This window comes from Herbaspirillum chlorophenolicum (genome assembly GCF_001189955.1).
In the GTDB taxonomy this organism is placed as follows: domain Bacteria; phylum Pseudomonadota; class Gammaproteobacteria; order Burkholderiales; family Burkholderiaceae_D; genus Herbaspirillum; species Herbaspirillum chlorophenolicum.
Genome location: NZ_LFLT01000001.1, coordinates 70,789 through 89,432, shown reverse-complemented (window position 1 = coordinate 89,432; position 18,644 = coordinate 70,789). Strand labels below are relative to the sequence as shown.

The following is an 18,644-nucleotide window of genomic DNA, read 5'->3' as shown; positions in this document are numbered from 1 at the left end:
ACCTCAACCGAAGCGGGTTACCGACCACCATGGCTGAACTGACAACGATTACCCCCGAGCTCGACGACAGCAAGTTCGTCACCTTCCCCGATTCGCCCTACAAGCTCAACCAGATCTTCCCGCCGGCCGGCGACCAGCCCGCCGCGATCGAGAAACTGGTGGAAGGCGTCAACGACGGCCTGTTCTTCCAGACCTTGCTGGGCGTGACCGGCTCCGGCAAGACCTACACCATGGCCAACACCATTGCCCGCCTGGGCCGGCCGGCCATCGTGTTCGCTCCCAACAAGACGCTGGCGGCGCAGCTCTATAGCGAGTTCCGCGAGTTCTTCCCGCACAATGCGGTGGAATACTTCGTCAGCTACTACGATTACTACCAGCCTGAAGCCTATGTGCCGCAGCGCGACCTGTTCATCGAGAAGGACTCGTCGATCAACGAGCACATCGAGCAGATGCGCCTGTCCTGCACCAAGTCGCTGATGGAGCGGCGCGACGTGGTGATCGTGGCCACCGTCTCTGCCATCTACGGTATCGGTAACCCCAACGAATACCACCAGATGATCCTGACCCTGCGCGCCAAGGACAAGGTGGCCCAGCGCGACGTCATCGCGCGCCTGATCCAGATGCAGTACAAGCGCAACGAGACCGACTTCGGCCGCGGCACCTTCCGCGTGCGCGGCGACACCATCGACGTGTTCCCGGCCGAGCACGCCGAGCTGGCGGTGCGCATCGAGATGTTCGACGACGAGATCGACAGCCTGCAGCTGTTCGATCCGCTGACCGGCCGCGTGCGCCAGAAGATCCCGCGCTTCACCATCTACCCCGGCTCGCACTACGTGACGCCGCGCTCGACCGTGCTGCGCGCGATCGAGACCATCAAGGACGAGCTGCGCGAACGTCTGGAATTCTTCCGTAAGGAAAACAAGCTGATCGAAGAACAGCGGCTGGAGCAGCGCACCCGCTTCGACATCGAGATGATGACCGAGATCGGCTTCACCAAGGGCATCGAGAACTACTCGCGCCACCTCTCGGGCGGCAAGCCGGGCGACCCGCCGCCGACGCTGGTGGATTACCTGCCGCCGGACGCGGTGATGTTCCTGGACGAGTCGCACGTGCTGATCGGCCAGTTGAACGGCATGTACAACGGCGACCGTGCGCGCAAGGTCAACCTGGTGGACTACGGTTTCCGCCTGCCTTCGGCGCTGGATAACCGGCCGCTGAAGTTCGACGAGTTCGAAAAGAAAATGCGCCAGACCGTATTCGTCTCCGCCACCCCGGCCGACTACGAGAACAGCCATGCCGACCAGGTGGTCGAGCAAGTGGTGCGCCCGACCGGACTGGTCGACCCGATCATCACCGTGCGCCCCGCCACCACCCAGGTCGACGACCTGATGCAGGAAATCACCGACCGCGTCGCCAAGGACGAGCGCGTGCTGGTGACCACGCTGACCAAGCGCATGGCCGAGCAGCTGACCGAGTTCCTGTCCGACAACGGCATCAAGGTGCGCTACCTGCACAGCGATATCGACACCGTGGAACGCGTGGAAATCATCCGCGACCTGCGCCTGGGCACTTTCGACGTGCTGGTCGGCATCAACCTGCTGCGCGAGGGGCTGGATATTCCGGAAGTTTCGCTGGTGGCGATCCTGGATGCCGACAAGGAAGGCTTCCTGCGCTCCGAGCGCAGCCTGATCCAGACCATCGGCCGCGCCGCCCGTAACCTGAACGGGATGGCCATCCTGTACGGCGACAAGGTCACCGACTCCATGCACAAGGCCATCGGCGAAACCGAACGCCGCCGCGCCAAGCAGATGGCCTTCAACGAAGCCAACGGCATCACGCCGACCGGCATCAAGAAGGAAATCCGCGAACTGATCGACGGCGTGTTCAACCCGTCGGAAGCGCGCGCCGAACTGATGGTGGCGCAGGAGCAGAAGAACTACGAAGCCATGAGCGAGAAGCAGATCAGCAAGGAGATCAAGCGCCTCGAGAAACAGATGCAGGACCACGCCAAGAACCTCGAGTTCGAAAAGGCGGCAGCGGCACGCGACCAGTTGCATGTACTGAAGCAGCAGCTGTTCGGTGCGCCGGGGAGCGATACGGCGGCGGCCTGATCGTCCGGCGCCTGCAACCATCCTCGGTCGTCCCTGCGAAAGCAGGGACCCGCATCGTTCACCGCGCTGCGCACCGATCCCCCAAACCCGCCGTTATACAATGCCGCCATTTCCCACGACGGCCACGCCGCAAGCTTCCCCATGACCACGCATTCCGCCTCTCTCCCCGCCGACCTGCTGGGCCTGATCCAGACCGCCGATCCCTCCTGGCACGCCGCGCTGCGCGAGGGGCTTGAGGCGATCGCCAAGGCCGACCCGGCCTACCTGGGCGCGCTGGCGCAAGACAACTACCTGCCCACCGAAGGCCGCATCTTCGCCGCATTCAAGCAGCCCATGGATGCCGTGCGCTATGTGCTGGTCGGCGAAGGTCCCTACCCGCGCGCCGCCAGTGCCACCGGGGTGTGCTTCATGGATGGCGCGGTGGGTTCGCTCTGGTCGGACAAGGGCTTGTCCAAGCAGGTCAACCGCGCTACTTCCCTGCGCAATTTCATGAAAATGCTGCTGGTGGCCGATGGCGCGCTGCAGGCCGGCAATACCAGCGGCGACGCACTGGCGGGCATTGCGGCCAAGGCGCAAGCCGATACGCAAGGTACGATCCAGACCCTGGCCGACCTGCAATCCAACCTGGAAGCGCAAGGTTTCCTGCTGCTCAACGCCAGCCTGGTGTTTCGCTCACACGTGGCGCCTGTCAAGGATGCCAAGGCCTGGAAGCCGTTCTTCGACACCGTGCTGCGCGCCATGGCAGAACATGCAGCGGCGCGCGGCAGCGCGCTGCCGACACTGGTGCTATGGGGCAAGATCGCCGAACAGTTGCACAGCCTGCCGCTGGTCGAAGCCTTCCCGCGCGCGGTGGCGGAACACCCCTACAACCTGAGCTTCATCGAGCACAGCGGCATGCAGCAATTGTTTGGCCGCATGCGCCTGCTGGCGCGGCACAGCTGACCGGCACTTGCATCAGGAAGGTTTCAGGCCCGCGCCATGCTCCGTGGCCGGCGAAGCCTTGAAGAACTGCACCAGTTCCAGCAAGCCGTAGGCCTGCACCCGCATCTCTTGCGCGGTGACAGACAATCGGTTCGACGTGTCGGCGTTGTATTGCAACGAACCGGAAAATTGCTCGACGGCGACATTGATCTGCGCCAGGTCGCGCGCCTGCTGCTGCGACGTGCTGCTGATGCGCGCCACCAGTTCAGCCGTATGGCGGATCGACGGCACCAGCTGGTTCAATAATTCGCCGGCTTCTTCCGCGGTCTGCAGGCTATCCCCCGTGATGGTGGACACATCCTGCGCAGCCCCCTGCGAATGTTCGGCCAGCTTGCGCACTTCCGCTGCGATCACGGCGAACCCCTTGCCTTCGATCCCTGCACGCCCGGCCTCGATCCCCGCATTCAGCGCCAGCAGATTGGTGCGATAGGCGATATCGTCGATATAGCGCACCGATGCCGCGACATCGCGCATGGCCGCAACCGTGGACGATACCGCACGGCATCCCTCCAGCGCCTCCGTACTGGATTTCTCGGCGATCCTGGCCGTTTGCGCCGAATGCTCATTGTTTTGGTAGATCGCCTCGCTGACGGTGCGCATGGCAGTGGAGGTTTCCTCGATGCTGGCCGCCTGTTCGTGGGTGGCATTCGCGATCGCCAGGGAAGCGTCGTGCAATTGCCCGGCGACCGCGCTCAAGGCGCCGGCCCGGGCCTGCAATTCGCCAACGACATGCGACAACGTGCCAGCCATATGATGCATGGCCGCCAGGATGCTGCTGCGGTCGCCCTTGCGCACGCTACCGGCCGGCGCCAGTTCCCCGCGCGCCACCCGCTTGGCGATCTCGGCAACCTGGTCGAGGTCGCCGCCGACCCTGCGCAAGATACGCAGGCTGATCGCCAGCAGCAGTCCCGCCGTCAACAGCATGGCGCCGCCGGCGCCTGCCGCCAGCATCCACATCGTGCGTTCGGCAGCATGCAGCAGCGCGCCGGCTTCCGCGCTGATCGTATCGAGTTGGGCGCCCTGCAGCTTTTGCAGGGCATCGATGTGCTGGCTCGCGATATCGAACCACACTTGCGCTTCCAGGCCGCCGAACTCGCCGCGCAATGCGGCCTCACGCAATTGCAGCAGGCGGCGTGCCGGCGCTGCCTGCTGCACCGACTGGTACCGCTTGCGCATCTCGGGCGTCGCGAACATCAACAGCTGCCGCTCGTCCCTGGCCTGGTTGCTGCCGGCAGCGATCACCTGGTCGCGCTCGCCATCGGCATAGCGGCCAGCGCTGATGACGCCGTTGAGCAAGCCTCGCTCGCGCGCCGCTTCTTCGCTCAGGCTGGTCAAGGCCTGCGACGCCAGCACCGCATCGGTCAGTTCAGGCACCCGGATGCCGCGCATGAGGTTGCCAGTACGGTCCATGACATCCTGGACCAGGCCGCTGTAGCGCTCGAACAGCGATCCGGCCGCCAATGCACGCCCATCGATATCTCGGCGCAGTTGCAGCAACCGTTGCCTGAACGACGATGCCTCGTCCGCGCCGGCCCGTTCCAGAACCTGCCCGGTCTGTTGCCGGGCAACGGCCAGCGCACGCTGCGCTTCGCCGGCTCCCGTGCTGCCGTCCTGGGCCATGCCCAGCCAGCCATTGCTGCGGCCGCGTTCGACTTGCAATACCCCGATCAAGGCATCATACGAACGGATCTGCCGCACCTCGGCGCCGACCGCCTGCATATGCCCAACGGTCTTCACCGCATCGTGCACGGCATGCGCGCACAGCAACAGGAATCCCAGCATCGGCACTGCAGCCAACACCAGCAACTGCGTCTGTAGTCTGAGCTTGAACGCCATTACTCCCCCCGTATAAAAATATGCTCCCCCTGCGGTGCCGGCATCAGGCCTGCAAAAGCCATGACAGCACCCGGTCCGATACGCCAGTTGCCGCAGCCGCCTCAGGCCCAATCATATGGCTCATGAAGAATCCCCGCCAATAAAATAAAACCCGGCGCGAGGCCGGGTTGCAGGCATGCAGCCGCGCCCGTCAGGCGCGGCGCCAGGATGTCAGAACTCTTCCCAATCGTTGCCCTCCTCCGCCTTGGGCTTGGCGGGCGCCGCTGCGGGAGCGGCTCGGGGAGTGGCCGCTTTGCCCGGAGGTAACGCAGCAGCAGCCGGTTTGGCGATGGCAGGCTTCTTCGGCCCTGCAGCCGGAACCGTCGCATGGGCCACGGCGGGACGCACCGGCGCTGCCGGACGCGACGGCGGAATGGCGGCCGGCGACAGATGCCCCTCGTCCAGCTTGAATCCGGCGACCACCCCGGCCAGATGCGCCGCCTGCTCCTGCAACGACTGGGCGGCGGCGGCGGCCTGTTCTACCAGCGCGGCATTTTGCTGGGTGGCCTCGTCCATCTGCGTGACGGCACGGCCTATCTCGCTAATCCCCGAACTCTGCTCCTGGCTGGCGGCGCTGATTTCGCCGACGATATCGGTCACCCGGCGCACGCTGGATACCACCTCGGTCATGGTGCTGCCGGCCTGGTGCACCAGGTTGCTGCCGACTTCCACCTTGTGCACGGAATCGTCGATCAGCCCCTTGATTTCCTTGGCAGCGGTGGCGCTGCGCTGGGCCAGCGAGCGCACTTCGGATGCCACCACCGCGAAGCCGCGGCCCTGCTCACCGGCGCGCGCCGCTTCCACCGCGGCGTTGAGCGCCAGGATATTGGTCTGGAAAGCAATGCCGTCGATCACGCTGATAATGTCCACGATCTTGCGCGAGGAGTCATTGATCGAGCTCATGGTTTCGACCACTTGCCCCACCACTTCTCCACCCTGCACCGCCACCTCTGACGCCGACACCGCCAGCTGGTTGGCCTGGCGCGCATTATCGGCATTTTGCTTGACGGTGGAGGTCAGCTCCTCCATCGCCGAGGCGGTCTCCTCCAGCGAACTGGCCTGTTGCTCGGTGCGGCCGGAAAGATCGAGGTTGCCGGAAGCAATCTCGCCAGAAGACGTTTTCACCGATTCGCTCGCGCGGCGAATTTCCAGCAGGGTTTTCGAGATCTTGTCGGCAAAGCGATTGAAGGCGCCCGAGATCTGCGACAGCTCGTCGCGCCCTTGCGTATCCAGGCGGCGCGTCAGGTCGCCTTCACCGGAAGCGATGTCTTCCATCACATCCCGTACCACGCCCAGCCGGCGCAACATGCCGGTGATGGTCAGCGTCAGCAGCACCGCGGCCACCACGATAGCCAGCACCGCAAGCACCGCCGACAAGGCCATCAGCGCGCGGATCGAGTGGGTTGCCTCGGCGTAGTCGAGCGCCACTGCCAGCGACCAGTCGGTGCCCTCGATGGGCTGCACGAACAGCATGTAGTGGGCGCCGCCGATATTGACTTCATCTCCCTGGCGCATGGATGCCAGCGATTGCGCGCTCAGGCTCTGGTCGAGCGCGGATACCGGCTTCAAGGCCAGTTCCTTGTTGGGATGCGTGACGATCACGCCGTCCTTGCCGACGATGAAAGCGAAACTGCCCGGCGTAGGCTTGATGCCGGCAACGTTGCGCACCACGTTATCGAGCTGCACGTCCGAACCGACCACGGCCTGCAGGTTGTCCTTGCCGCCCACGGCTTCAGCAAAGGTCACCACCAGCTTGCCGGTGGTCGCGTCCACATACGGTGCGGTCAGCACCGGCTTGCCCACGTTCACCGCCTGCTGGTACCAGGGCCGGGAGGTCGGGTCGTAGCCTTCCGGCATGGGATGCAGCGCCAGCATGCGCTTGTCGGGATAGCCGATATAGGCATCGTCGAAGGCGCCCGCTTCCATCGCCGCGGCGACGATGGGCAGCACGTCGCTCTGCTTGAGCGCCTGTTTCATGGAAGCGGTGATGGTGCGCTTGCTGCGTACCCACTCGGCGATGTTGGCCGCGTGGCTGTCGGTCAGTTGGGCGGTCTGGGCCTGCAACGCCGCCAGGGTATCGCGCCGCACGGTAAAGATGTTGGCGGCGGAAAGGACGATCATGGCGACCGCCACGATCAGGACACAGATCACGATCAAACGTGCGCGTAACGACGACAGCATGGCTTTCCCCTTGAATGATGACGCAAGACAATGGAACATCTGATGTTGTTGTCGACGCCTGTGCGTGGCTGTCGCGGTCATGGCTGGCGAACCATGCGGCAACGTTGCGCGATTCCCCTCGGCAACATTGGCCGCGCACGGCAATCCATCCCTGCGAATCAATATAGCAGCGGCTTATTTCAAAGTCATTTCGAACAGAGGATGCGCCGCAACAACGGCGGCGGGCAATGCGGGGAGCAGAAACAACAAACCCCGCGTCAGCGGGGTCATGGCGGGAATTTGCAATACAGCCCAAGGGCTGCTTGCGCCTGGCATCTGCAGGTCTGGACGGGACATCGACCTTGTCCGTCCGCGGCTCCGACCATCGGAAGATCTGGAGCCGGTCTCTTTTCTATGGTGTCGCGACTCGCCGAGTCCGACAGCTTGCTTCAATGGCTTGCGACTTCATGCCTGGCTTGCCGGCCTCGATGGCGCGGCGGTAGTTGCTTGCCCTGCGGGCTTGCATCAGATCTGCGATTGCAGCTTCCATACGGCTTGCAGGTGGCCGCTTTCCAGTTGGCGCAGGCGGTTTTCCAGCTCAACGTGGTCTGCCACGCCTTCGAAATAAGCCGCGTCGTGCAGTTCGGAGGCATCGTTGCGCACCGGTTGCAGGGCGTGGGCGGCGATGACGCGTTGGGCCGCAAACTTGGCCAGCTCGACCAGGGCGCGCAAATTGTTAGAAAAACCGGCATCTTTTACAAATATACTAACGGTAGACATGATCTTCACTCACTGTTAAACGTTTCGGTGATTGAAGAATAAGGTCGCCCCCGGCTTTTGCAAAGCAACATTTTCCGACACCAATATAAGTTTTTCTAACATCATGGCCTCCTCCCTGCCCCCACTGAAAACCCTCAAAGTGTTCGAAGCGGCAGTCCGGACGCGGAGTCTGACGCTGGCGGCCCAGGAGTTATTCATCACCCACAGCGCGGTCAGCCAGCAGATCAAGACCCTGGAGGAATACTTCGGCCAGCCGTTGTTTTTGCGCCAGTCGCGTGGTGTGGAGCCAACAGAGGCAGCGCTGGCCTTCTATGGCGAGGTCAAGGCCAGCTTGGACCGTATCGCGCTGGCGGCCGAACAGCTGACGCTGGCCGGCAAGAGCCGGGTGGTACGCCTGATCGCCGCGCCCTCGGTGGCGATGCGCTGGCTGATCCCGCGCCTGTCGCAGTTCCAGATAGACAACCCGCGCATCGAAGTGCGCGTGACCACCACCATGTCGGAGCACTTCGAAGATGTGAAGGACCCGTTCGACGTGATCCTGTGGCGCAGCCCGCTGGAACGCAGCGGCTACGAATGCGTGCGCTTCCTGGACGACGTCTCGGCGCCGCTGGCTTCCCCGCATTTCCTTGAGCTGCATCCGGTCAAGACGCCGCGCGACCTGGTGGAAATGCCGCTGATCCACCTCTCCATCCGTTCACTGGCCTGGTCGCAATGGCTGAGCAAGGCCGGCGTGGCGGTCCGCAAGAAAATGCCGGGCACCGTCTACGAACACTTCTTCCTCAGCCTGCAGGCCGCCGCCACCGACCTTGGCGTGGCCATGGGCACGCTGGCCCTGGTCGACGACGACCTGGCGCATGGACGCCTGGTGCAATTGTTTCCGGAAGTGGTGCTGCATGGGGAGGGGTTCCACATGATGTACCGCAGCGCCGCCGATGCCAACCCGGCGCTCAAGACGTTCATCACATGGCTGATGCAGATGGGGCAGGCTTCCGCCTACGATCCGCAGCGTACGCATCCGGCGGACTTCCCCGGGGAGCATTGAGGTGGGTGGGACAGGAGAATTGCAGCGGCGTTCGTTGCGCCTTCGGCGGCACTTTAACGACGCTGGGCCCTGACTTTCGTCAGGGCGACGGCAGGATCAGTCGGCCGATTTCAGCACATGCACCGCACGCTCGGCGATCAGGTCCTTGGACTTCTCGCGGTAATCGATCATGTGCGGCAGCGTAAAGTGCAGGCGCAGCGCATCTTCGCTGGTCCATTTCTCGATGAAGGCAAAGGTGTCAGGGCCCATCGGCGCCTGGTTGGGACCGAAACCGTCCACATCGACCGCCAGGCTGTATTCGATGCAGCCCTCTTCGGCACGCACGGCGGCGAGGTTGGCGCGGCCGAGTTTCAGCAACTCTTCGCGCTTGCCGGGCTTGGCAGTGATGATGGCCACGACGGTGATGGTGCTCATGCTTGTCTTCTCCTTATTGGATATGAATGGAACGCCGGAACCTCTCCGGCGCAGAGGCGACAAGCATACGCGATTTGGCAATTGGCTGTTACAGGACCCGCTCCCGGAGAAATCGGGCACAGGTGCTTAATTCAAACGAATCTTCTCCAGCAATTGGCCGACGTTGTAACGCATCAATGCCAGATAATCCGGCGCCGGCCCGCCTGCCCTGGAGAGCGCATCGGCATACAGCTTGCCGCCAGGCGTGACGCCTGCTTCGCGCGCGATCTGCTGCAGCAGTTTCGGGTTGCTCATGTTCTCGAAAAAGAGAGCCTTGATCTTCTCGGTGCGGATCTGGCGAATCAATGCCGCCACTTGCTTGGCGCTGGGTTCACTGTCGGTGGACACGCCCTGCGCGGCCAGGAAGCGCACCTTGTAGCGTGCACCGAAATATTCGAAGGCATCATGCGAGGTGATCACGCGGCGCCTGGCATCCGGGATCTGCGCGAATTGCTGGCTGGCCCAGCGGTCCAGTTCCTGCAACTTGCCGACATACGCCTCGCCGTTCTTGCGATAAGCATCGGCGCCGGCAGGGTCCAGCTTGGCCAGCGCGGCGGCGATGTTGCGCGTGTAGACGATCACGTTCTGCGGGTTCTGCCAGGCGTGCGGGTCGTCCTTGCCATGATGATGGTGATCGTCGTGGTCATGGTCGCCGTGGTCATCATCGCCCACCCGCTCGCGTGCATTGATGCCGGCCGAGGCGATGACGATGTCGCCGCGGTAATTGGCCGACTGCGCCAGGCGTTCCATCCAGCCCTCGAAACCCAGGCCGTTGACCACCACCAGCCTGGCGCGCGACACCGCCTTGATGTCGTCCGGCGCCGGCTGGAACACGTGGGCGTCCTCATCCGGACCGACCAGCGTGGTGACGGCAATACGGTCACCGCCGACATTGGCGACAATATCGCCCAGGATGCTGAAACTGGCCACCACGGGGATACGCTCGGCGGCGCTTGCCGGCAGGCTCGCGGCCAACGCCAGCGCGGCCAGCAAAAGGGAAAAAGGACGAAGCAAGCTCATACGGACTCCGGGAAGAAGCGAAGGAAAAATTCAGCCACGCAGGTGCGGGCGCTTCAGCAGGCGCGGCAGCCAGCCGCGCGGCGCAAACAGCAGCGAGAGCGCGTACAAGGCGCCGGCGCAAACGATGATCACCGGGCCGGATGGCACCGAGGCGTAATACGAAATCAGCAGTCCCGCATAGCCGGCCACGGCCGCCTGCAGCACGCTGTTGCACAGCTGGGCCGGCAAGGTGTCGTGCCACAGCCGCGCGGACACTGCCGGCAGCATCATCAGGCCGACCGCCATCAGCGTGCCCAAAGTCTGGAACGAGGCCACCAGGTTCATCACCACCAGCATCAGGAAAGCCTGCTGGTACACCTCCCCGCCACGGCCGTTGCCGCGCCCGACCGACATGTAGCCGGGGTCGAAACTCTCCAGCAGCAGGCCGCGGTAGAGCGCGGCGATCGCCAGTACGCTGGCGCTGGCAACGCCGGCGATCAGCAGCAGGCCTTCGCTGTCCACGCCCAGCACGTTGCCGAACAGGATATGCAACAGGTCGAGCTGGGTGCCGTGGCGCGAGATCAGGATCACGCCCAACGCCAGCGCCACCACGTAGATGGCGGCCATGCTGGCATCTTCCTTGATCTCGGTATGGCGGCTGATCCAGCCGGCCACCGCCACCACCAGCACACCGGCGGCAAAGCCGCCGATCGACAGCGCCGGCAGCGACAAGCCGAAGAAGATGAAGCCCACCGCCACGCCCGGCAACACCGCGTGGCTCAGCGCCTCGCCGAACAGGCTCATGCGGCGCAGCGTCAGCAGCACGCCCAGCGGCGCGCTGCCCAGCGCCAACGCGAAAGCCGCCACCAGCGCGCGGCGCATGAAGGAGAATTCCTGGAAAGGTTCGATGGCGAATTGATGAAAAGCCGACCACAGCGTCATTGCAGGCCGCCCTTCTCTTCGGTGCCATGATGATGGCCGGGATGGCTGCCGTGCTCGTGCACATGCGCGCGCGAAGAGGACAAGGACAGGGCCAGCAGGTCGTCTTCCCTCACTTCGCATACCGGCGCGTACTCATCCACCGCCTCGGCCATGGCGCGGGCGCGCATCAGATTGTCGTCGCACAGCACCTCGGCGGTATCGCCCCAGGCCACCACGTTGCGCGCCAGCAGCAGCGTCTGCGGGAAGGAACGCCGCACCTGGTCGTAGTCGTGCAGCACCGCGATCACCGTACGCTGCTCCGCATGCCAGGCGGCAATGATGCGCAGCAAGTCACTGGTGGTGCGGGTGTCGATGGCGTTGAACGGTTCGTCCAACAGGATCACCTCGGCGTCCTGCAACAGGATGCGGGCGAACAGCACACGCTGGAATTGCCCGACCGACAAGCTGGAGACGGCGCGGGATGCAAAACCGTCCAGCCCCACCGCCGCCAGCGCCTGGCGCGCGCGCGCCGCCATACCGGCGTCGATGCCGCGCCAGTTGCCCTTGCCCGGCCAATAGCCCAGCAGCACGCAATCCAGCACCGAAATCGGAAAGCTGCGGTCGATTTCGGCCTGCTGCGGCAGGTAGGCGATGCGGCGTGTGTCCACATGCGTGACCACCCGGCCGCCGTTGCAGCGAACCAGACCCAGCATGCTTTTGAGCAAAGTGCTTTTGCCAGCGCCGTTGGGGCCGACCACCGCGGTCAGCGAACCACGCACGAAAGCGCCGCTGATGTGATGCAAGGCAGGATGCCGCCGGTAACTGACGGTCAGGTTTTCCAATGAAATGACGGCAGACATATCAACCCTCCCCCAGCGCCCACAGCACGCCCAGCCACAGCAGCAGGCAGATGGGCAGCACCGCCAGCACGCGCTGCCACCAAGGGCTGGCGAGCACGCCTTGCTTCATCAACAAACGAGAAAGAACCGACACGGCAGATAACCTGACTAAGAAGGATGCAAGCGGCGGCATCGCCGGAAGACATAGCTTCCGAACCGATCGCAACCTAGTTGCAAAAAATGGGAAAGCACGAATTATAATGCAACCCTGTTGCAGAATGTAACAAGACTGAATTTTTCTGCCAGGCAGGCCCAAAATGCTGGGTTCAACCGACGCCCAGGCGCCCACACCAACGAAAGACTATCCATGTCCCGTCTGCCCCTCGCCTTTTCTGCCTTTTCCGTTATTGCAGCCTCACTGTTGAGCTTGCCGGCCTTTGCCGCCGACGACCACCACGGCAACCATCCGGCCCACGAGCATGGCGTGGGCAAGCTGGATGTGGCGCTGGAAGGCAATACCCTGACGCTGCACCTGGATACGCCGCTGATCAACCTGGTCGGCTTCGAACACGCCGCCACCTCTGCCCGCGACAAGGAAACCGTACAGGCAATGGCCAAGGTGCTGCGCGACGCCGGCCGCATGTTCGCCACCGATGCCGCCGCACAATGCAAACCGGCCGAAATCCAGCTTGAATCCGCCGTGCTGCCGCCCGCCTTGCTGGGTGAAAAATCGCCGTCCAGCGCCGCCCCGGCCGCCGCCAGCGATGGCCATGCCGACCTCGACGGCGACTTCACGCTGGTCTGCGCCAGCCCCGGCGCGCTCAACACGGTGGATGCCAGCGCCCTGTTCCGCGCCTTCCCCGGCTTCCAGCGCATCGACGTCCAGCTGGCCACGCCCAAGAAGCAAGCCGCTTTCCAACTGGCGCCGGACAACGGGATCATTCCCCTCAACTGATCCGAGCTACCAGAGGAAGTCAGGCCGTTGACAGCAGGCAGGCGTATCATCGCGCCAGCCCCTTCGGCCCTTATCCCATCCCGCCTCCCCGATGCACCGTTGACATGAACCAGCCGCAGCCTGCCACGCCCGCCATCCACTTGCGCAACCTGAGCTTCACCTGGCCCGGCCAGCCGCATCCCGCACTGGCGCTAGACGAATTGCGGGTGGAGGCACGCGAGCACATCTTCGTCAGCGGCCCCAGCGGCAGCGGCAAGAGCACCTTGCTGGCGACCATCGGCGGCATCATCGCGCCGCAGGCGGGCAGCGTGGAAGTGCTGGGACAAGCGTTGCAGGGCTTGCCCGCCGCACGGCGCGACCGTTTCCGGGTGGACCATATCGGCTTCATCTTCCAGCAATTCAACCTGCTGCCTTATCTGTCCGTCACCGACAACGTGCTGCTGCCCTGCCAGTTCTCGTCCTATCGCAAGGGCCGCACCTTGCAGCAAGGCGGCAACTTGCAGGAAGCGGCCCACTCATTGCTAACATCGCTGGACCTGGCGCCCGCACTGTGGGCGCGCCCGGTCACCCAGTTGTCGATCGGCCAGCAGCAGCGCGTGGCGGCGGCGCGCGCACTGATCGGCCGGCCCGAGATCATCGTCGCCGACGAGCCGACCTCGGCGCTGGACAGCGACCGCCAGCAAGCCTTCCTCGACCTGTTGCAACGCGAATGCGCCCACGGCGGCGCGGCGCTGGTGTTCGTCAGCCACGACCAGCGCCTGGCCGAACGCTTCCACCGGCGCATTGCGCTGGAACAGGTCAACCGCGCCGCCAGCATCGAGGAGGCCGCATGAGGACACTGCTGCGCCTGGCCACGAAAAGCGCATGGAACCGCCGTTTCACGCTGGGCCTGATGCTACTGGCCATCGCCCTTTCCACCACCATGCTGCTGGGCATCGAGCGCGTGCGCCATGACGTGCGCGCCGGCTTCTCGCAATCGGTATCGGGCACCGACCTGGTGGTGGGCGCGCGCACCAGCCCGATCCAGCTGATGCTGTACGCGATCTTCCGCATCGGCGGCGCCACCAACAACATGGGCTGGGACAGCGCCCAGGCGCTGGCGCGCAACCCGGCCGTGGCCTGGACCATCCCGATCTCGCTGGGCGACTCGCACCGCGGTTTCCCGGTGCTGGCCACCAACGGCGACTACTTCCGGCATTTCCATTACGGCGACGGAAAGGCACTGCAACTGGTGCAGGGCCGTCCTTTCGCCGACGTGTTCGAGACCGTGCTCGGCGCCGAAGTCGCCGACAAGCTGCATTACAAACCGGGCGACCGCATCGTGCTGGCGCACGGCATGGGCAGCGCCCACCTGGCCCAGCACGCCGACAAACCCTTCGTGGTCACCGGCATCCTGGCGCGCACCGGCACGCCGGTGGACCGTACGGTGCACATCGGCCTGGACGCGATGGAAGCCATCCATCTCGACTGGGAAGGCGGCGCCCCGCTGCCCGGACTTCACATCGCGCCGGCGCTGGTCAAGAAATTCGACCTCACGCCCAAGAGCATCACCGCCGTGCTGGTCGGCCTGAAGAGCCGTGCGCGGGTGTTCGCCGTGCAACGCGACATCGCCGATGGCGAAGGCTTCAAGGAACCGCTGATGGCGGTGCTGCCCGGCGTCGCGCTGGACCAGTTGTGGGACGTGGTCGGCATCGGCGAAAACGCGCTGCTGGTGGTGTCCGGCATGGTGGTGGTGGTCGGCCTGGCCGGACTGGTGGCGGCCATCCTCGCCAGCCTGGGCGAGCGCCGGCGCGAACTGGCCATCCTGCGTTCGGTCGGCGCGCGTCCTTGGGATGTCTTCATCCTGCTGTCCATCGAAGGCCTGGGTGTGATGCTGGCCGGCGTGGTGTCGGGCGTGCTGCTTCTCACCGTCCTGCTGCTGGCGCTGGGGCCGACGCTGGCGGCGCAGTTCGGCATCGCGCTGCAGCCTGCATGGCCGTCCGCAGGCGAATTACAATTGCTGCTCTGGACCGTTGCCGCCGGTTTCGCCGCCAGCCTGCTGCCGGGCCTGCGCGCCTACAGGCTCAGCCTGTCCGACGGCCTGACGCCAAGAATTTGAACCTGCAATCGACATGAAAACTCTCTACTGGATAGGCGGCATCGCCGCCGCCGGCCTGCTGATCGGCACCGGTGTACGCCTGGCCGCGCATTCCGGCGACGAAGCGGCCGCGACGCCCGCCGCCGCGGCCATACCGCAAACCGCAGGCGCCCCGCTGGCCGGAGCAGTGCCCGCCGTCACGGCGCGCGCCGATGCCGGCAGCACGGTCACCGGCGTTGCCGCCGCATCGGATGGGCAATATCAGGTCGGCGACCACCTCAAGCAAAGCGCCACCGTCACCGACCAGCCTTACAAAGCCTCCGGCAAGATGGTCGGCGGCTACCGCGAAATCGCCTGGGAAAGCCTGATCCCCAAGGACTGGGACGCCATGGCGCCATTCAAGGGCCTCAAGCTGGACCAGTTGGACGACAACGACCCGCGCGCCGACGCCGCGCTGTGGAAAGCCAAGAAGTACTGGAAGGATGCGCCGGTCGACCCATCAATGGAAGGTGCGGCTGTGCGCCTGCCCGGCTTCGTCGTGTCGCTCGACCGCGAAGGCGAGGCGCTCAAGGAATTCCTGCTGGTGCCCTACTTCGGCGCCTGCATCCACGTGCCGCCGCCGCCGGCCAACCAGATCATCCACGTCAAGAGCAGCAAGGCCATCAAGAACGTGCGCACCATGGATGCGGTCTGGATCAGCGGCGTGGTCAAGGTCGAGCGTTCCGACTCGTCCATGGGCGCCGCCGGCTACAGCATGACGGCAGTGAAGGTCGAACCTTATACCGAGCCGGACAACAGCTGAGTCAAGACGCTCCGGGATCCCCGGCCTTTCATCGCCACTTATTCACAGATTTTGGGTACAAGCCTGTGGATATGGTTTTGAAAAGCCGCCTAAGCCATTGAAATAAAAGACAATCCCACTATCGTTGCATTGTGGAGCATTGAACGGCAGCCCCGCTGTCGAACACATCCGCTGCGCATTGCATGCATCGGCCGCAATCACACACCAGGCAAGGTTTTTGACTGGCTGGTGGTAACTGGCGGCAATACTGCCGCCCGGCAAACATCCTCGTTGCAAAACGACTTATCCCCACTGCCTGACCGAAACAGGGAGCTTGTGCACAAGCTCCCTGCTTATCCACACATTTTGGTAGCAAGCCTGTGGAAAACCCTTGAGCAAGCAGGCTAAGCCATTGATCGAAAAGGGATTTCCGTTTCCGTAGCAAAGTGCGTCAAAACGAAGGCCATCCCGGCCATCCGGATGGGGCCGGGTCAGAATGGTCAGCATCCATCCGCCAGAGGCAAAGATATCCACACTTTTTGGGAGTAAGCCTGTGGAAAAGATTTTGACAAGTAGCCCAAGCCATTGAAAAGAAAAGGGATTCCATTTCCCGCGCAATGTTGTGCAGGAACGGGCCATACGAAACAGGGGAGAGAAAACGGAGGGAGAAATACTGCGGGACGTCACCCGTTCACGACCCACGACAAGATCGTGAACAGGTGTGGACGCACCCCGCGCCGCGTGACCGGATCAAGCTTTCGCCTGCCGGGAAGGGAGGATCGCAGCTTCCAACACGTGTGCGTACTGCCGGGTTACAACGCCACTTCCGGCCTTGGCGTGAAGCTCTACAGCAGAAATCGGATTCGATGGCGGGGATAAGGCCCGCAGAAAAAATAGCCTGCGATGCGCTCGCATCGCAGGCGAAACATCTGCAACAGGTACAGAGGAGACAGACAGGATAGTAACGGCGGCTTATGACACCGGAATGACATCGCGCCATGGGGAAACCGGATTCGATTATTTTTATCGCCGCCCCGGCATGTCACGCTGCCGTAACACATGACGGTTATCTTGCTGGTTCTAGTGCGGTACATGCAACCGATATGCATGATCGCATGGTGTGTTGGACACTCGTCCAGCACACCCTCCTCCGGAGGCTCGGCCTTCTACCTTCAGCACTCCCCCTCTGTACCCGGATTCCGGGCAATACCTACCAGACGCCGTCGACCGCCACGGGATTGAGCCTGATGCGCGCGACTTCGCCATCGCCGCCCTGCAGCGCGAGGTCGTCCGGCATCGCCTTGGGCGGCTTGCGGTACCACTCCACGCACACTTGCGACAGGTTGGTCAGCGCTTTCTTGGCCATGAACTGCTGCAGCAACTCACGCGTCAGCTCAAGATTGGGATTGAGGAAAAAGTCGCCCGGCGCCGCCAACGCCGTGGCCGACGCGCTCATGCGCCCGAGATCCTTCTGGAACATACGGCGCGGCACCGGTACCGCATGGCCCGCCGCAGCGAGCAATTCCTGAAATACCGGCGCCATGAAATCGATTGCGTAACCATCGCATTGGACCCAGGCGTGGAATGCATCATGGTTGCTCGAGACGGCCTGGGCATCGTCGCCCAGCACGCCAAAGGACAGCGCGCCGCCGCCCTCCTGGTTGATCAGGTAGAACGCAGCGCCTGCAACGGGAAACGCATTGCGTTTGTAAAATTTCTTCAGCATCTGTGCTGCGGTGACGCTGAAGAAAAAACTTGCGGCCGGAATATCTGCCTCGACACTTTGAAGCACGGAATGCACGACGCGGAAGATACGCTGATAGTCGGCCAACGGGATCAGCGGGCGCAGGTTCTGCGCAGATGGATGTGAATTTTGCATGCTGCTATTTTCTCATGGAAAAGAACGGGCAAGCCGCTGGCTGCCCCCGTGAGTGCAGCTACGCACCCACGCTGCGTGACGCGCCTTGGTACTGCCATGCAGCTTCACGACCTGCCGTTCCATCCTCAAGACACTGCTTTACTGCCACTACCTTTTACTCACCCTTGCTACTTACTGCTGGCACTGCCACTACACGCACTGCTACTGCCCCTGCAAACCTCTTTACCGAGAACACACCCCGTTACTGCATACCGCGATTGCCCCGCTTCCACTCCCCCAACTTCCCCCGCAATTCTCTTCACCGGCACGTTCAAGCCTCTTCCTTAGGCTGCCCTTGCAAAAAGCAGGAGCAATTCAGGGGATGGTGTTGCGCGCAATGGCGCAGCGACCGGCCAACATCCACCTCGGCAAATGCCCACTCGGGATCGATGCCGGCTTCGTGGGATGAAAAAGTCGAAGCCGCCGCCTGTTCCGGCCCACGCTTGCCGGCGTCGTCCAACGACACTTCCAGACGGCCCCATTCGCGGTCGGTCATCACAAACAGGTATATCAAGACGGTGCAAAACAGCAGATAGCTGATAAACATCAAGGTAATTTCACCGGGTACGGATTCGGCGACGATCGTCATGACGGCCTCCCATCAACATTCATTCGCAAGAGGTCTATATTGCAATTCGGCATTCCCATCTCGAAATCCGGAGCTACAGACCGCGTTTCATTGATGCTCATGGTAGGCATTTACCCTACCGGCAACCATCGGGGAATTCCTGACGTTGGGCAGAGGTATGGCA

Annotated in this window: 18 protein-coding genes; 7 read left to right on the top strand and 11 right to left on the bottom strand. The window is 63.4% G+C overall.

Annotation, left to right across the window (positions count from 1 at the left end; genetic code table 11):
- The first annotated feature begins 29 nt into the window (after window positions 1-29).
- Window positions 30-2,111: an excinuclease ABC subunit UvrB gene (gene uvrB, locus AKL28_RS00415; RefSeq protein ID WP_050466287.1), complete on the top strand. Its 2,082-nt coding sequence runs from the start codon at window positions 30-32 to the stop codon at window positions 2,109-2,111.
- Window positions 2,112-2,252: 141 nt separating this feature from the next.
- Entirely contained in the window at window positions 2,253-3,053 is an 801-nt protein-coding gene (locus AKL28_RS00410) for a uracil-DNA glycosylase family protein (RefSeq protein ID WP_050466080.1), read from the top strand.
- 12 nt (window positions 3,054-3,065) lie between these two features.
- On the opposite strand, the gene AKL28_RS00405 is transcribed toward AKL28_RS00410, so the two are convergent.
- From AKL28_RS00405 to AKL28_RS00395, 4 genes are all read right to left on the bottom strand, one after another.
- Window positions 3,066-4,928, bottom strand: coding sequence for a methyl-accepting chemotaxis protein (locus AKL28_RS00405; RefSeq protein ID WP_050466079.1), 1,863 nt, complete (start codon window positions 4,926-4,928; stop codon window positions 3,066-3,068).
- A gap of 210 nt (window positions 4,929-5,138) precedes the next feature.
- Complete coding sequence (locus AKL28_RS00400; RefSeq protein ID WP_050466078.1) at window positions 5,139-7,148, bottom strand: methyl-accepting chemotaxis protein; 2,010 nt, start codon at window positions 7,146-7,148, stop codon at window positions 5,139-5,141.
- Window positions 7,149-7,322: 174 nt separating this feature from the next.
- A complete protein-coding gene (locus AKL28_RS24280; protein WP_156226196.1) occupies window positions 7,323-7,484 on the bottom strand; it encodes a hypothetical protein in 162 nt (53 codons plus the stop codon).
- Between the two features lie 168 nt (window positions 7,485-7,652).
- Window positions 7,653-7,907 carry a hypothetical protein gene (locus tag AKL28_RS00395; RefSeq protein WP_050466286.1) on the bottom strand — a complete coding sequence of 85 codons (255 nt, stop codon included), beginning with the start codon at window positions 7,905-7,907 and terminating at the stop codon, window positions 7,653-7,655.
- Between the two features lie 103 nt (window positions 7,908-8,010).
- Here AKL28_RS00395 and AKL28_RS00390 point away from each other — a divergent pair, with 103 nt between their 5' ends.
- The gene (locus tag AKL28_RS00390) at window positions 8,011-8,949 is read left to right on the top strand and encodes a LysR substrate-binding domain-containing protein (protein ID WP_050466077.1); all 939 of its coding nucleotides are present in this window, start codon (window positions 8,011-8,013) and stop codon (window positions 8,947-8,949) included.
- A gap of 96 nt (window positions 8,950-9,045) precedes the next feature.
- Here the strand turns inward: AKL28_RS00390 and AKL28_RS00385 are convergent, their stop codons facing one another.
- The 5 genes from AKL28_RS00385 to AKL28_RS25270 all read right to left on the bottom strand — a co-directional run bounded on the left by AKL28_RS00385 (window position 9,046) and on the right by AKL28_RS25270 (window position 12,315).
- Entirely contained in the window at window positions 9,046-9,363 is a 318-nt protein-coding gene (locus tag AKL28_RS00385) for a putative quinol monooxygenase (protein WP_050466076.1), read from the bottom strand.
- Window positions 9,364-9,489: 126 nt separating this feature from the next.
- Window positions 9,490-10,422 carry a metal ABC transporter solute-binding protein, Zn/Mn family gene (locus AKL28_RS00380; RefSeq protein WP_050466075.1) on the bottom strand — a complete coding sequence of 311 codons (933 nt, stop codon included), beginning with the start codon at window positions 10,420-10,422 and terminating at the stop codon, window positions 9,490-9,492.
- A gap of 30 nt (window positions 10,423-10,452) precedes the next feature.
- Window positions 10,453-11,343, bottom strand: coding sequence for a metal ABC transporter permease (locus AKL28_RS00375; RefSeq protein ID WP_050466074.1), 891 nt, complete (start codon window positions 11,341-11,343; stop codon window positions 10,453-10,455).
- On the bottom strand, window positions 11,340-12,182 hold the full coding sequence (locus AKL28_RS00370; RefSeq protein ID WP_050466073.1) for a metal ABC transporter ATP-binding protein: 843 nt from the start codon (window positions 12,180-12,182) through the stop codon (window positions 11,340-11,342). The genes AKL28_RS00375 and AKL28_RS00370 overlap by 4 nt, the downstream gene beginning before the upstream one ends.
- Window position 12,183: 1 nt before the next feature.
- Window positions 12,184-12,315, bottom strand: coding sequence for a hypothetical protein (locus tag AKL28_RS25270; RefSeq protein ID WP_255463971.1), 132 nt, complete (start codon window positions 12,313-12,315; stop codon window positions 12,184-12,186).
- 213 nt (window positions 12,316-12,528) lie between these two features.
- Between AKL28_RS25270 and AKL28_RS00365 the strand changes: the two genes are divergently transcribed.
- From AKL28_RS00365 to AKL28_RS00350, 4 genes are all read left to right on the top strand, one after another.
- The gene (locus tag AKL28_RS00365) at window positions 12,529-13,116 is read left to right on the top strand and encodes a DUF2796 domain-containing protein (RefSeq protein WP_050466072.1); all 588 of its coding nucleotides are present in this window, start codon (window positions 12,529-12,531) and stop codon (window positions 13,114-13,116) included.
- 104 nt (window positions 13,117-13,220) lie between these two features.
- Window positions 13,221-13,949, top strand: a complete 729-nt coding sequence (locus tag AKL28_RS00360; RefSeq protein ID WP_050466071.1) for an ABC transporter ATP-binding protein — start codon at window positions 13,221-13,223, stop codon at window positions 13,947-13,949.
- Window positions 13,946-15,214, top strand: a complete 1,269-nt coding sequence (locus AKL28_RS00355; protein WP_050466070.1) for an ABC transporter permease — start codon at window positions 13,946-13,948, stop codon at window positions 15,212-15,214. The genes AKL28_RS00360 and AKL28_RS00355 overlap by 4 nt, the downstream gene beginning before the upstream one ends.
- A 13-nt stretch (window positions 15,215-15,227) precedes the next feature.
- On the top strand, window positions 15,228-15,995 hold the full coding sequence (locus AKL28_RS00350; protein ID WP_050466069.1) for a DUF3299 domain-containing protein: 768 nt from the start codon (window positions 15,228-15,230) through the stop codon (window positions 15,993-15,995).
- A gap of 1,189 nt (window positions 15,996-17,184) precedes the next feature.
- Here AKL28_RS00350 and AKL28_RS00345 read toward each other — a convergent pair.
- Both AKL28_RS00345 and AKL28_RS00340 read right to left on the bottom strand, forming a co-directional pair.
- On the bottom strand, window positions 17,185-17,853 hold the full coding sequence (locus AKL28_RS00345) for a DUF2026 family protein (protein ID WP_050466068.1): 669 nt from the start codon (window positions 17,851-17,853) through the stop codon (window positions 17,185-17,187).
- Between the two features lie 310 nt (window positions 17,854-18,163).
- Window positions 18,164-18,481 (bottom strand): hypothetical protein, encoded by a 318-nt coding sequence (locus tag AKL28_RS00340; protein WP_050466067.1) that lies wholly within the window; start codon window positions 18,479-18,481, stop codon window positions 18,164-18,166.
- Window positions 18,482-18,644: the final 163 nt, after the last annotated feature.